The following is a 15,038-nucleotide window of genomic DNA, read 5'->3' on the forward strand; positions in this document are numbered from 1 at the left end:
AAAAAATATTATTAAAATCGGATTTGGTTCTAATATAGTTGTATTTATTGCTTTAATGTTTCTTCCTGCATTTATCGTAACAGATCAAGTGGATTTATTTGAGAGAATGGTTTCCTATATTTCAGAAATATAATTTTGTTTTGTAATATTGTTGTTTCGCGAACAGCAGGACAGGGAATTTGCACAAGCAATTCAACGAGCCAATCAGGAATTCCGCGTATCGTATCTAATCGGCTGTTATTTGGGGGAAATAGGTGTTAGAGGAGCCTTTAAGGGGATGGTGTAACGGGATCTCCCGTTATCGAGTTATAGTTAAGTACTAAGGGACGAATGGAAAATGACACAACAATTTTTTGTTGTGCCATTTCAAAATTTACGGTTCTTTTATATTCTTCTACTTCTACTTATATTTTACAGCTTCCGCTACTCATTCTCTTAGTGCTTATTAATGGTTACTTAAGCATTACAAGACAATACCTTGTTTAATGATTTCTACTTTTACATTCGTATTAAACTTTACATTTTTAAAATAATCCTTCTTATCTAGCATTTCCCAAGTATTGGGGTGAAACGCGATCAATCTCCTTCCAATTCCAAATGCATCACAATTCGACTGCTGTAATTTTGAAATAACCTGTTTCGCCTCTTCTGTAAGGTCCTTTGTTAATACCTTATTTAGCCGTTCTATATCCTTAGGAACATCACCCTTGGGATATTCATCCACATTTACCTTTAAATGTAATTTGAGTTGAACAGAGACCTCTCCATTTTTTACATGGACTTTTAATTTTCTTTTCATATTATTGACATTAAATGAANNNTTATGGACTCGTTTTGTAAATCGTGCGTATTTTCCTTTTTTGTTATTCAATAAAAGAAAGAGGCATGACTCTTGCGGAGATAATTTTCCCGAATATTTTGTTTCGTTCATTAGAGCGAGGCCGACCACTACTGCACTTTTCTTATTATTCATTTTAAGATAAGGGAGGACAATATCCTCTCCCGGATCAAGCATTTCTGAGGCTACGATCTGGATGGTTTGATCTGGAATAATCGAGTTTTCTTCTGCGCTTGTAAGTGCGTCTTGTATATATTCGCTCACGTTTGGCTCATGTTTTGGATTAATTTCAAGCAGATTCACCGCTTCTCCATCCACTACACCCAGTGTTGCACCCAGTGAATTCCGCGGATCTCTCCAAACGACATCTAATGGTGGATAAATACCTTCAGCCGCCATCCGCTCGCCGAAAAAAATCAGTTTGTTTTTTGATGAATCTAATATTCCAGATATTTCTCGATCGATTTTAAGTCGACAATCCCTTGGTGTATGACCTTTTGCAGAAAGTGTTTCACTTTTTACTCTTGCTTGAGGTCCTGCAGAGGACTCTTCGATTATGGGAATGGAAACCCCTAATAACATTTCGTCGTTATCTGCTAAATCATAACTTAATATCTGTACCAATACGGCATTCTTCATCAGGTGCTGGTCCCAACATCCAGTAAGTAATAAACATAGAAGTAAAAAGATAGGTTTTTTACTTTTCATGGCTTACCCACCACTTCTTTTTTCGACAAAACCAAAGATAGAATAAGTAGAAGTACAGGTATGATGCCGATAAAAATATAGTGTGTCGGCCCAAGAAAGTGATTAAAATTTTCAAAGTCTCTTCCTTGATCAGGAAGAAGAGCCAAAATCAAATAAACACCTGCAACTATAGGCAGAAACCGGGCATAGTGTTTTTTTCTAAAAAGGCTGGCAAACCCCATTGCAGATAATAATAACCAGTTCGCAATCGAAGTGGCAACGATGACAAGCCAGAGTGATAAGAAAAATAAATCCGTCCTTTCGATTACCTGAAAGGAATAAGCTTTAATCATATATAATAATGGTTCTGGAGTCAGTCCAATATCTACATTGGGCTCGAAATAGACAAGGGCTGCAAACACCAAAGAGGTATAAAAGAAGGTGACAAATATATTCGCAGTTGTGATGGCAATCAGTTTCTCTTTTCCGGATGATTGGACATGGGGATGGATAAAAAGAAACAGCTCAAAGCCCAACATAGAGAATGCAGCTTCTTTTGACCCTTTCAATATGGTTAGAATACTATGATCCCCGACTGGAAAGATATACAGGAAGTTCGCATCCTTCATCGCATACGCAATCAACACTAATAATACAAACAGAATGGGGGATACCAATACATAAAATCTCGCGATACTGGTTAACCCTTCATTAACGATGTAAATGCAAGTGATGAGGATTAAAACCATTGTAATCCAATTAGGGGTACGCGGTAGAATCCATTTATCAAGAATATCACTATATCTTGCTAAAACTAAGCTCCCTGTTACCATAAAATAGAGTGCATAACAAAGCATGAGCAGCTTTCCGGCAAATTTACCCAGTAATTCCGGCAGTATTTGGTACAAGGAAAGCGAGGGAAATCTTCTGCATAGTCCCCAATATGAAAAGATAATTCCTTGTGAGATGACTCCTGCTATTAGTGTGGACATCCAGCCATCCTGTTTGGCTATTAATGCCACATCATGGGGCAACGATAATATTCCTACACCAATTTGGGCCTGGATGATCATAAAGACAAGCTGCTTTTTCGTAATTCTATTCTTGCTTTTTTTCATTACTATCCCAGCCCCTTGCCAAAGATTGCTTTTTCAGGATTTTCGGTTTTGAATCATTCGAACGTGTGTTAAATTTCCATAAAGGTAAACGGATAAACGTATCTTTAATGTCTTTTAATCGAAATGGTGCCCAAGGTGTAAAGTAGGCTGTGCCAAATGATTCTAACCTGCATAAATGAGCTAAAGTAAACATAAACCCAAAGATGATCCCTACAAATCCAAAGGTTGACGCCAAAAGCATATGGGGAAACCGTAAAAATCGTACGGCATCACTCATTTCTGTGGTCGGGATGCTGTAGGCCGAAATGGCCGTAATTGCCACAACCACAATCATGGTATTCGAAATGAGTCCTGCACGGACAACGGCATCACCAATAACCAAACCACCGACAATACCGATGGTTTGCCCAATCCTTGAAGGAAGGCGTACCCCCGCTTCACGAATCAGTTCAATCGTCAATTCCATGACAAGGGCTTCAATTAACGGAGGAAAAGGTATATTTTTAATGGAACTTACAACAGGAAGAACTAAATCATCCGGCAGTACTTCAAAATGAAAACCAATCACCGCAATATAAATAGCAGGTAAATTGATCGCAATTAAAATGCTCACGAGTCTCATGGAACGGATAAAGGTTCCGACCATCCAACGTGAATTATAATCATCTGGTGAATGGAAAAAGGCAAAAAAGGTGACGGGAATAATTAAACAAGAAGGATACCCCTCCATCAACACCGCTACTCTTCCTTCATTAAGATGACTTACGACACGATCTACTCTCTCTGTACTTAAAATCTGAGGAAAGGGTGACCACGTAGAATCTTCGATCAATTCCTGAAGAGCTCCGGTACCGGGGAGATGATCCATTGAAATATGATGGACCCGCCGTTTGAATTCGCTGATCATTTCATGATTGGCAAGATCTTTCATATAAACCATGGCTATTTTGGATTGAATCTGGTCACCCAATGTTATTTGTTCCACTGTTAGGTTTACAGTTCTAAACGATTTCCTAATTAAATGAAGATTAGTTGAAAGATTTTCAATAAACCCTTCATGAGATCCCTGAATGACTTGTTCATTACTAGGTTCTATAATGCTCCTATCTTTGGAGAGGCCTATTTCGACCATGTATAGTTCTTTAACACCATCCAAGAACATGATACAGGATCCATTTAAAAGTGCTTCTTGAGCTTTGATTAAGTTATTGGATTTGAAAAAGATAGAATGAAGTACATTTTCGAATTGGACATCCGCTGCTTCTATTAAAGGTTTTATAATATCTCTTTGAATTTTATCCTTATCTGCCATCGTATCTAAGAAGACCAAAATTCCGCGGTTATTTCTATCATTGATTTCCTTAATCTTTAAATCCGCTGAATTAGAAAATGTTTGTTTAAAATAAGAAATATTTTCATCAATCGTATGAGATACCTCTTTAAATGAGATAGAGTTCTCGTTTGAAACAACAGGTTGGCTATCCCTTTTCATGAACTTTTTTAAAACAGGGAAAATGAATTTCATTTTTTTACTCCATTATCAAAATGTTTCCATTATCATCCCCAAATTATGGTATAACTATGTATTTGTTTGTTCTCGTGAAAAATAAAAAAGGCAGATCTTCTAGTAGATTCGCCTTTCCATTGTACATATATATGAAAATCATGAAACTAATTTTATTATGTGTTTAATTCGTATTATCTCTAACTGTTTTAAGAATTTAAGAACTAGTCTACCAGTATTGGACCTTATTTCAATGAGGTGCGTCTTGCCTGTTCTTTGGTGAATTCAGGTTACTTCGATTGATTATTTCGTTTGTCTATTAATAAAGAAACCCATATATGATCGGTTCAAAATTCCTAATTTTTATGTTATCAACGTATTGTTAATTATTCTTTGCACCATTGTAAAGCGCCACAATAATATCAATGTTATTATCAATAAAGTTCATTCGTTCTCTTGAAACACGTGACCATTCACCACTTAGATGGCTTGCTGATAAGACATGTCTGATGCTAAAGGTATAGGTTTGATATAATTCCGAAATCAGATAGCTAATACCTCCTTGGGGCTCTTTACTCACTATGCTTTCTACATCTTTCTTTAGCCAGTCTGGCGCTAGCTCAACAGATTTCTTTAACAGCAATTCATACTCTTCAGTAAACATTTGTTTTCATCCTCTTAAAATTATTTTCGTATTGTTTATCTGGTATCCTTTCTGAATTTTAATCCATTCATTTCAAAATCACAATAATAAATGCCATTTTACGATTCCGATACCATCATGACAGAAGATACTTTGTCTTTTTCCAAACTAGTTTTATGTACAGGGGAATTAAGCTGAGTTGGTATGTATTTTGAAAGGGGAGCCTGGTAAATTCAAGGAAGGTAACGGCAAGGGTTTGAAATATCGCAAATACAATTTTTGTATGATAGGAAGACTTTTTCGCACAAATGGTAGAACTATTTATAATTCATAAAAAATAATTGGACGTTGGTAATCATTTTGGTTTTACATTTTCTATTAACTTTTTTAAGATATTAATAAGCTTATTTTTTCATAGAGTAAGTAATTTTATAAAGGAAGTGGACCATGAGGAGATATCGATGGATCAAATGGCGTAAAGTAATCCTCTGGGTCGCAGCTCTTGCCATTGTTGGTATAGTATTGCTGACAGGAGGGAAGCAAGTGTGGGGTGTTGCGAGCACGATTTTTACTATTGCCCTGCAGCTGCTTTTAGCTATGTTTGCCATGATTATTCAGTTCGTTGCCCTATTCTGGTTTCTCGCAAGGGGACGAACCTATTGGATTTTGCCCGGTGAAACGGGTGCAACTTGGGACGACTACCGGGGGAACCCTGAGATTGTCGATAATGCCAAGCGAATCGTTACCCTATTAAAAGGTGTGAAGGAATTTAAAGAAATGGGGGGCGAGGCTATTCGAGGCTTACTGCTTTGTGGACCTCCAGGGACAGGAAAGTCGTACCTTGCGCAGGTTGTAGCCAACGAAGCACAGGTTCCGTTTGCATATGCCTCTGCCCCAAGCTTTCAAAATATGTTTTTCGGTGTCGGCAACCTTAAGGTAATGGGACTTTATAAAAAGGCCCGAAAGCTGGCAAAGGTTTACGGTGCCTGCATTATCTTTATCGATGAAATTGACGCAATTGGGATGAGCCGCGGTGCAGGAAGCGCTGGCAGCGGTCTGGGAGGATTAATGGGCATGGGCGGTTCCGGTCTGCTTAATGAACTCCTCTTGCAGATGGATCCGCCGAACATGGACAACAATTGGTTTGCCAAGCTACTCCGCTCACTTGGGCTTCGTAAAAAGAAGGCAGAACGGTTGGCCGTTCTAACCATCGGTGCGACCAATCTGCCGGATGTATTGGATCCTGCTTTGCTTAGGCCGGGACGCTTTGACCGGAAACTCTGGGTCGATGCACCCGATTATGATGGCCGTGTTGACGTATTCCAGTATTATCTTGAAAAAGTAACACGTGACCCGGAGCTGACTCCAGAACGTGTGGCGCTCGATACCATCGGCTACAGCCCAGCCCAGATCAAACACATTGTGAATGAATCCATTGTCATCGCTCATCAACGCGGGGCATCCGTTACGAATTACGAGGATTTCCGGGCTGCGATGGAAACCTATGAATGGGGACTCAAACAGCCGCTTCGTTCCATGAGCGAGGATGAAAAGCGGAACGTGGCTTACCATGAGGCAGGACATGCGGTGGCTCAGTTCCTTTTAAAGCCGCACGAAAGGCTTTGGAAAGTAACGATCATCCGAAGAGGAGATGCCCTTGGTCTAGCTGCCACCAAGCCGACTCATGAGAGGTATAACCGAAGTGATAGTGAGATGTTGGCTGAGATCCAGGTTTGTCTTGCTGCACGTGCTGTAGAAGAAGAGTTTCTGGGGAAAAAACTAAACGGAGTAACCTCCGACTTAAGACAGGCTACTCAGCTTGCCGGCGCCTACCTTGGGGCTGTCGGGATGGGAGAAGAATTGTTCAGCTGGCTTGCCGTTGGTTCACCGGAAGAAGGACTTAAAGCACTTCGTCCCAAAATAAACGAACTATTAAACAATGAAATGAACAAAGTCAAGAAGCTGGTAACGAATCATAGTGAATTTGTCCATGCGATTGCAACGGAGCTGCTGAAGCGGGGAGACCTGACAGGTGAGGAAATTGAGGCAATCTATTTAAAACTCTATGGCGAGAAACGGCCTGTAGCACAAGATGCATTGATCCATAGGGAGATGTTCTCTTCCCGTTTAGAAGTAGCATCGGCAAAAGAAATGGTAGATAAAGCAGGATTGGATTCCTAAACCTTAACATTATTAAAGAAACTACAGTCCCCCAATCAAAATGTTGGGGGACTGCTGTTGTAGCTTGTAAATCATCCAAATAGTAGATAGTAGGAAATCATTACTTATTTAAGATAATTGCATCGGTTTTATTTGCAGAGCTGAATAATCGGATCTTTGAACGAACCATTTCTTTTACCGCATCTCTTCCAACTCTTAAAAACAATCGTGAGTCCTGAATATCATCATTACTATTAATTATTTGCCTTACTGCATTTGAAAAAGCGACTTGATTTTCAGTATTGACATTAATTTTTGAAATACCAATAGCTATAGCTTTTTGAATATCCTGGTCAGGGACGCCTGAGCCACCGTGTAAAACTAAAGGTACCGGAATCGAATTAGCAATCTTTGAAATCACATCAAATCTTATTTTTGGTTCAATTTTATACATGCCGTGTGCTGTACCAACTGCAACCGCCAGAGCATCCAAATTTGTGTGATTCCAGAATTCGATCGCCTCTTCGGCGCTAGGTAGAATCACATCATTCTCATTTACATAGATATTGTCTTCTGCTCCACCGATTGTCCCCAATTCAGCCTCTACAGAAACCCCAACGGAATGAGCTGCTTCAACCACCTTATTGGTTAACGCGATATTTTTTTCAAAAGAATATTTCGATCCGTCAATCATGACAGAGGAAAAACCTGCTTTGATACACTGCATGACTACTTCAAAACTGCTGCCATGGTCTAAATGGAGTGCAATCGGAATCGAACTATTTTTTGCTGCAGCATTAGCGATGGCGATCACATAGTCCATGCCCATATATTTGATGGTCGGTTCTCCTACACCTAATATGACAGGTGAGTTTTCTTCGTTCGAAACCTCCACAATGGCTTGGGTAAATTCCATATTGATTATATTAAACTGTGGAACGGCATATTTTTCCTTTTTTGCGTTTACTAACATTTCAGACATGGATACTAATGTCATATGGATAACTCCTTTAGATTTAGTTTTAGGTACTCTTGAATTTTTTTAGAAATGGCTTCTTCCGTAAATCCAAATTCTTTTACTAAGACGTTTCCAGGAGCAGAAGCAGCAAAGGAATCAATCCCAATATTTATTCCTTTATCGCCCTTAACAGAGTCCCAACCGTAAGGGGCAGCTAATTCTAAGATGACTCGATTCTGAACAGCTGGTGGAATAATTTGATCTTTATACGCTTGATCTTGCTCATTAAATAATTCTAAGCAGGGCATACTGACGATTCGGACAGAGACCCCATCGGCTTCTAATCGATTTCGGACTTGATCGGCTAGGGTTACCTCAGAACCTGTTGCAATGAGAACCACGTCTATTTCTTTGCTTGATTCTTGTTTAAATACATAGCCGCCTTTTTTTACGTTGTTATTCAGACCTGGCGGGGTGGTTATAACGGGTAGATCCTGTCTTGACAGGATGATGGCTGATGGCCGATTGGTTTGGCTAAATGCTGATTTGTATACTTCGACCGATTCATTTGCATCAGCTGGTCTGAACACCAGTAAATTCGGAATTAGTCGTAAAGAAGGTATGTGTTCAATTGGCTGGTGAGTTGGTCCATCTTCACCATAATGAATACTATCATGGGTAAATATAAAGGTTACAGGTTGTTTCATAAGAGCGGAAAGTCTTATCGCTGGTCTCATATAATCTGAAAAAACTAAGAAGGTTGCACCATAGGGTCTTAAACCGCCATATAAGGATAATCCATTTAGGATGGTGCCCATTGAAAACTCTCGGACGCCAAAGTGAATATTTTGGCCGCCATAATTATTTGGGTGAAAATCACCTTTGTTGGCTAAGTATGTTTTATTGGATGAGGATAAATCAGCCGAACCACCGATTAAGCTTATGTTAGAAGCAAAAGCATTAAGTATTTTTTCTGAGGCTTCTCTAGTTGAGGTGTAAGATTTCTCTTCGAATATAGGTAGAATCGAGTTGTCCATATCGATCGGTTGTGTGTGGATTTGTTCTTATAATCTTGACTCGTTTGGATACCTCACTTGGTATTCCTTAAGCAACTCTTGCCATTTTTGTTCTTTCTGTTCGTTTAGGGCAATATAGTCTTCAAAGTTTTTTTCTACCATGCGGTCAACGAAAAAGGGTTCATGATTCCAATGATAATTCTTTTTAACTAGTTCAATTTCAGCTTTTCCAAGAGGTGATCCATGACTGGACGATTTACCGCTTTTATTTGGGCTTCCATAACCAATGGTGGTTTTTACAATAATAAGCGAAGGCTTCGATTTGTTTTTCTTTGCCACCTTTAATGTTTGTTCAATCGCTTCTACATTGTTACCATCTTCGACAGTAAAAACTTCCCACCCCATGGCTTCGTATTTTTTCTCTACATTTTCTGTGTAGGATAAATCTGTTCCACCGTCTAAAGAGATATGGTTAGAATCATAAAGTACGATTAATTTTCCTAATTGTAAATGTCCCGCTAGAGAGGATGCTTCTTGTGCTACACCTTCCATAAGATCGCCATCCCCACAGATGGCATACGTATAGTGATCGATTAATTCGAGTTCTTCCTTATTAAACTTAGAAGCCATATACCTTTCTCCCATTGCCATTCCAACAGCCATGGAGAGGCCTTGACCTAATGGCCCAGTGGTTGCTTCAACACCGGTTGTATGTCCATATTCTGGATGGCCTGGTGTTTTACTATATAATCTTCTAAATTTCTTTAAATCCTCTATTGATAAATCCATCTTACTTAAATGGAGCAAACTATACAGGAGCATTGATCCGTGACCAGCTGATAAAACAAACCGATCTCTGTTGATCCAATTTGGATTCTTTGGATTGTAATTCATTATCTTAGTCCATAAAGCGTATGTCATAGGGGCAGCACCCATCGGCATACCCGGATGGCCGGAATTGGCATTCTCTACAGCATCAATTGCTAACATTCTAATGGTTGTAATCGATAATTCATCAATAGAGCAATTCATGAAAACCCTCCCAATATTTTGAATTTTACAATATTTATATTAAATTAGAAAAATAAAAAAAACAACAAAAAAGAAAAAAATAGTTAATTTAAGAAAAAAATAGAAAATTAATTCTTTACAAATTTATTTTGGCAGACTAGAATGAAAATTAAGAAAACGAAGAAAGCGTGAAATACTATGATTATCTCAAAAAGAATTGAAACATTAATGAATTTTATTGAAGAGAAGAAGATGGTCAGTATCCAAGAGATTGCTGATAAATTAAAAATTTCCGTCGTTACTGCCAGACGTGATGTAGAGTATTTAGAGGAAACTACTTCAAATATAAAGAAAGTAAGGGGGGGAGCTATATGGGCGGAAAATGAAAAGGATTCCGAAGAAAACGGAAACATTTCGAAAGATTATTTAAACAATCGCTTTCTAAAACAAAGTGTGATAAACCAAGAAGGAAAAAAATCGATCGCTTTGAAAGCGGCTTCATTACTGCGAAATGGAGACAGCATTCTACTAGATGCGGGTTCAACGTTGTATGAATTTGCAAAGAGTATCAGTACGAATTTAACCATTACCGCCTTTATAACAGCTATGAATATTGCAGAAGTGCTAGAAGATAGGGAAAATGTAACAAAAATTGTCCTGGGAGGGGTTTTCAGATCAAAAACAACCACTATGGTCAGTTCGATGATGGAGCAATTGATTTCCTCTATACATGTTAATAAGCTATATATTGCTGCAACCGGACTTTCCTACACACATGGGTTTACCTGTAACGATATTTTAGAAGCGGATGTTAAAAAAAAGCTGCTTAAGTCTGCACATGAGGTTTATTGGTTGGTCGATTCATCCAAAATTGGTAAAATCAGCTCTTTTCAAATATCTCCTTTTGATTCCTCACACACAATCATTATAGATGACAAAATAAGACCGGATGATCAACGGGAACTTGAAAAATTGATGAATGTCATCATCGCATAAAAAATAGGTAGGTGTCCTATGAATATACTTGTGGCCCAATCTGGCGGCCCGACTCCTGTGATTAATTCTTCATTATACGGGTTACTCGCCCAATCGTTAGAGGAAAATCGGATAAAAAATGTCTATGCTTCAGCTAGTGGACTTGAAGGACTCTTAAATAATCAATTGATTCATTTAAACGATAAAGTGGAATTAATTAATAAAGCAAGAGAACAACCTGGAGCCATTTTAGGTGGTTCCAGGTATGAGCTTAAAGAAATCGATTTCGAGAGAATAGTAGATCAGCTTATCGAACGATCTATTGATATATTTTGCTATATAGGCGGGAATGGTTCTTCTAAAACCATTGATCAAATCGATGAACTCTGCCAAGCTCGCAATGCAGATATAAGGTGCATCTTTATACCAAAAACAGTAGATAACGATATTTGCGGAACAGACCACACCCCAGGTTATTTAAGTGCTGCTAAATTTCTTATCCAATCATTACATAACCTGGAAGCGGATATTCGATCGAATAACTTCCCAGCTCAAATAGAAATTATTGAAGTGATGGGGGGGAATGCCGGCTGGCTGATTGGAGCGAGTGCACTTAGGAAAGAACATAAAAATGATTTTCCGCACTTAGTCTACTTACCAGAGAACGAAATAACCGTCGACAAAATCATCGCTGATCTTAAAAGAGTTTTGGAAGCGGATTCAAATGTAGTGATTATGGTGCCTGATCATATGAAATTGAGCACATTATCTTCAGATATTACTCTCAATAATCCGCGCCAAAAATATAATGGCGGAATCAGTTACCGACTAGCCCAAGAAATACAAAAGCATTTAGAAATCAAAACCAGTATTACAATCCCAAACAAATTATATAGAAGTTCTATGAATCAAGTTTCTCATCAAGATTTACTAGAAGCGGAAATGGCAGGGAGGGAGGCAGTTAAGGCAGCTTTAAAAGGTGTCAGTGGTAAAATGATTGGGATTGAAAGAACTTCTAATAGCCCTTATAATTACAGATTTATTCATGTTGAATTATCTGAAATTTCAGGCAAAGAAAGAAAGCTACCATCTGATTTTTGGGATGATGACCATTTCATGCCAACTGAAAAATTCAAAAAATACTTATTGCCTTTGCTAGAAAAAGAGATAAACAGTGAATCAAAGGTCTTGACCACAAATAGTTTATATTAGAATGAACTGGGGGATTTGGATGAAAACTTTCAAATTAAGTGCCATACTAATTGCTTTCTTTCTTTTATTAACCGCTTGTGCACCACCTTCAACTACTAATACATCACAGGAAAACACAAACAACTCTAAGACTAAAAAAGACGGAAAAACACAAATTCATTGGCTGCAGCACTGGGTAAATGAACAAGGACCAGATAAAATTAATGAAGTGAAAAAAGCTTTTGAGGCTAAGAACCCTGATATCGAATTGGTCATCGATGACCTGCCGTTTGCTCAGGAACATGATAAGATTTTGTCCCTGGATTTAGCAGGTAATCCGCCTGATATTATCACTGCTTCAGGAGCATGGTTAACCGAATTTGCAGATGCAGGAATCATTGAACCAATCGACGACCGGATTGCGACATTGCCAGAAGACCAAAAGAAAGCCATTGAAGGACCGATGATGCTTCCTTATAAAGGAAAAGTTTATGGCATGCCGGTAACCAACGGGAATATTGCCTTGTTCTATAATAAAAAGCTTCTTGATGAAGCGGGTGTCAAAGTCCCTACTACGTGGGATGAATTTATGGCAGCAAGTATTAAACTAACTGATCCAAGTAAAAACAGATATGCCTTAACAGGTAATTTGGCAGCTGAACCGCCAACTGTCATTAGCTATGAGGTCATGCCGTTTATCCTGCAGGCAGGTGGAAAAATCTTAGATGGTAATAAAGCCGTTTTCAATTCACCAGAAGGTGTTAAAGCCCTCAATTTCTTAAAAGACCTAATGAAAAAGAATAAGGTTACAACGCCTGGGGAACTAAATGCTGGGGAAAAGGAAAAGAGAGCTAATTTCTCCGCTGGTAATGTTGCCTTCATGTTTGAAGGCCCATGGGGTGTGAACATCCAGAAAACCTTAAATCCTAAATTGGACTTTGGAGTAGCTCCGCTTCCAAAAGGTGAAAAAACAGGAACCATCGCGCAAGGATCCGTTTTAGCTCTAAGCGCAAAAGGAAAGAACAAAGACGCAGCTTGGAAGTTTATCGAATTTATGGGCAGTGCGGAAGGACAACTTTTATGGGATAAAGCGACTAATTTCTTCCCTTATAACAAAGATACAATGAATGATAAGTTCTTCCAAGAAGATCCTTATTTGAAAGTTTTCGTTAATGAATTTGATACGTTTGACCGTGTGGAAGTCATTGACCATTACTTACCAAATGCAACCGATTTGAGAAAGGAATTTACCATTGAAATTCAAAACTTCATTTCTGGTAAGAAAACGGCAAAACAAGCGCTAGATGATTCAGCTGCTTATTGGAATGCTGCTTTCGAAAAAAACAAATAAGGTTTGAATAATTGTCAAAGGCTCAGGGTCTGAGCCTTTGACTCTACCTATGGAGGAGAGCCAATGAAAAATAACCCTGTGAGGAATGATTTACTGGAAAGGCAAGTGACTCTTCGAAATAAAACAACGAACACAAACCACTCCAAAAAAGATTTAATCGAGTTTTTTAGAAAAGTGTCTTTTATCATGCCTGCCCTTACTTTGCTTCTTTTGTTAACAGCGTATCCTTTATATCAGGTAGTTTTGATGAGCTTTTATGATTACACGGATAAAGCCAATCCCGTTTTTGCAGGTATCAAAAACTATACTGAATTCATTGTTGATCCTATGTTTTGGAGTGCTTTAACGAACACGGTTATTTTCACAGCTACTAGTGTTTTCTTTGGGCTTGTTATTGGATTAGCGTTTGCCTTGCTGTTGAACCAACCAATCAATACCAAATTCAGGGCAGTTTTTCGTTCGATTTTAATGTTTCCCTGGTTAACCTCTTCGACGGTTGTTGCAGCCATCTTTATGTTGATCTTTAATCCCTTTGGTTTAGCCAATAAAATTTTAGCAGGTTTTGGATTTACGGACCTTTCACAAACGGCCTGGTTAGGCAACGAACATACAGCATTGATGGGTGTTATTATCGCCAATATTTGGAGAGGCTTCCCGTTTATGATGTTAATGTTATTAGCCGGATTACAAACCATATCAAATGATTTATATGAAGCTGCGGATATCGATGGAGCAGGTTTCTTTAAGAAATTATTTTATATTACCTTACCACAATTAAAGAAAATAATTGCGACGCTGGCAACATTGGAGTTTATTTGGAATTTCAGATCATTTGACCTAGTATTCCTAATGACAGGCGGCGGTCCAATGAATAGTACCGAAATCATGTCTACATATATTTATCAGCATGCCTTTAGAACGTTAAATTTTGGATATGCTTCTGCAACTGCCTTATTTATGCTGCTGGTAATGGTCGTCTTATCCTTTTTCTATATCAGGTCTTCTATAAAAAAGGAGGGTGAATAAATTGGTTGTGAAAAAAAAATATAGCGTTTATTTAGCATTAGTTGTGCTGGGAAGCATCGCGATGATTCCTATTTTTTGGATGATCAGCATTTCATTTCGCCCTAATCCTGAGGTGTTCGCTTCTCCATTAAAATTATTGCCCGCTACTTTTACACTGGATGCTTTTAGAAAAGTATTTGAAAACAAAAATTTAATTCAACTATTTATTAATAGCTATATTATAGCATTATCTGTAACCTTTATTTGTATCATTGCAGCAGCAATGGCCGGTTATGGTTTTTCTCGTTTCAATTTTAGAGGGAAGAGGACAGCTTTGATCTACATTTTACTAACTCAGATGTTCCCGATGGTCCTTTTAGTGATCCCATACTTTTTATTTATCACAAGAGTGGGGCTATATAACACCTATTTTGCTCTAATTTTAGCCTACACCTCGTTTGCTTTGCCATTTTCCATCATGATGATGAGAGATTTTATTAGTACCATTCCTGTTGAATTGGATGAGGCAGCGAAAATTGATGGCTGCGGACCGCTAAAATCATTTTTCTATATTATTTTAC

11 protein-coding genes and 1 pseudogene are annotated in these 15,038 nt (G+C 38.3%); 6 read left to right on the plus strand and 6 right to left on the minus strand.

Features of this window, described 5'->3' with window-relative positions; genetic code table 11:
* Positions 1-463 precede the first annotated feature (463 nt).
* The 4 genes from V7266_RS28065 to V7266_RS28080 all read right to left on the minus strand — a co-directional run bounded on the left by V7266_RS28065 (position 464) and on the right by V7266_RS28080 (position 4,811).
* Complete coding sequence (locus V7266_RS28065) at positions 464-1,546, minus strand: Ger(x)C family spore germination protein (RefSeq protein WP_335472509.1); 1,083 nt, start codon at positions 1,544-1,546, stop codon at positions 464-466.
* Positions 1,543-2,643, minus strand: a complete 1,101-nt coding sequence (locus V7266_RS28070; RefSeq protein ID WP_335472510.1) for a GerAB/ArcD/ProY family transporter — start codon at positions 2,641-2,643, stop codon at positions 1,543-1,545. Before V7266_RS28070 ends, V7266_RS28065 begins: the two co-directional genes overlap by 4 nt.
* Complete coding sequence (locus V7266_RS28075; protein ID WP_335472511.1) at positions 2,624-4,168, minus strand: spore germination protein; 1,545 nt, start codon at positions 4,166-4,168, stop codon at positions 2,624-2,626. Before V7266_RS28075 ends, V7266_RS28070 begins: the two co-directional genes overlap by 20 nt.
* A 361-nt stretch (positions 4,169-4,529) precedes the next feature.
* A complete protein-coding gene (locus V7266_RS28080) occupies positions 4,530-4,811 on the minus strand; it encodes a hypothetical protein (protein WP_335472512.1) in 282 nt (93 codons plus the stop codon).
* A gap of 426 nt (positions 4,812-5,237) precedes the next feature.
* Between V7266_RS28080 and V7266_RS28085 the strand changes: the two genes are divergently transcribed.
* Positions 5,238-6,971 carry an AAA family ATPase gene (locus V7266_RS28085; RefSeq protein ID WP_335472513.1) on the plus strand — a complete coding sequence of 578 codons (1,734 nt, stop codon included), beginning with the start codon at positions 5,238-5,240 and terminating at the stop codon, positions 6,969-6,971.
* A gap of 100 nt (positions 6,972-7,071) precedes the next feature.
* Here V7266_RS28085 and fba read toward each other — a convergent pair whose 3' ends face one another.
* Together fba and tkt are read right to left on the minus strand one after the other, a co-directional pair.
* Positions 7,072-7,947: a class II fructose-1,6-bisphosphate aldolase gene (fba, locus tag V7266_RS28090; RefSeq protein ID WP_335472514.1), complete on the minus strand. Its 876-nt coding sequence runs from the start codon at positions 7,945-7,947 to the stop codon at positions 7,072-7,074.
* Positions 7,944-9,956, minus strand: a pseudogene (gene tkt / locus V7266_RS28095) (transketolase). The gene fba and the pseudogene tkt overlap by 4 nt, the downstream one beginning before the upstream one ends.
* A gap of 177 nt (positions 9,957-10,133) precedes the next feature.
* Between tkt and V7266_RS28100 the strand changes: the two are divergent.
* The 5 genes from V7266_RS28100 to V7266_RS28120 form a co-directional block, all read left to right on the plus strand.
* Positions 10,134-10,931 (plus strand): DeoR/GlpR family DNA-binding transcription regulator, encoded by a 798-nt coding sequence (locus V7266_RS28100; RefSeq protein ID WP_335472515.1) that lies wholly within the window; start codon positions 10,134-10,136, stop codon positions 10,929-10,931.
* Positions 10,932-10,949: 18 nt separating this feature from the next.
* Positions 10,950-12,122 (plus strand): diphosphate--fructose-6-phosphate 1-phosphotransferase, encoded by a 1,173-nt coding sequence (locus V7266_RS28105; RefSeq protein ID WP_335472516.1) that lies wholly within the window; start codon positions 10,950-10,952, stop codon positions 12,120-12,122.
* 19 nt (positions 12,123-12,141) lie between these two features.
* Complete coding sequence (locus V7266_RS28110) at positions 12,142-13,452, plus strand: ABC transporter substrate-binding protein (protein ID WP_335472517.1); 1,311 nt, start codon at positions 12,142-12,144, stop codon at positions 13,450-13,452.
* Positions 13,453-13,515: 63 nt separating this feature from the next.
* The gene (locus tag V7266_RS28115) at positions 13,516-14,478 is read left to right on the plus strand and encodes a carbohydrate ABC transporter permease (protein ID WP_335472518.1); all 963 of its coding nucleotides are present in this window, start codon (positions 13,516-13,518) and stop codon (positions 14,476-14,478) included.
* A gap of 7 nt (positions 14,479-14,485) precedes the next feature.
* Positions 14,486-15,038 (plus strand): carbohydrate ABC transporter permease (locus tag V7266_RS28120; protein ID WP_335472519.1); only part of this gene is annotated, 553 nt, incomplete at its 3' end.

Source organism: Neobacillus drentensis, assembly GCF_036965645.1.
GTDB classification, from domain to species: Bacteria; Bacillota; Bacilli; order Bacillales; family Cytobacillaceae; genus Neobacillus; species Neobacillus drentensis_D.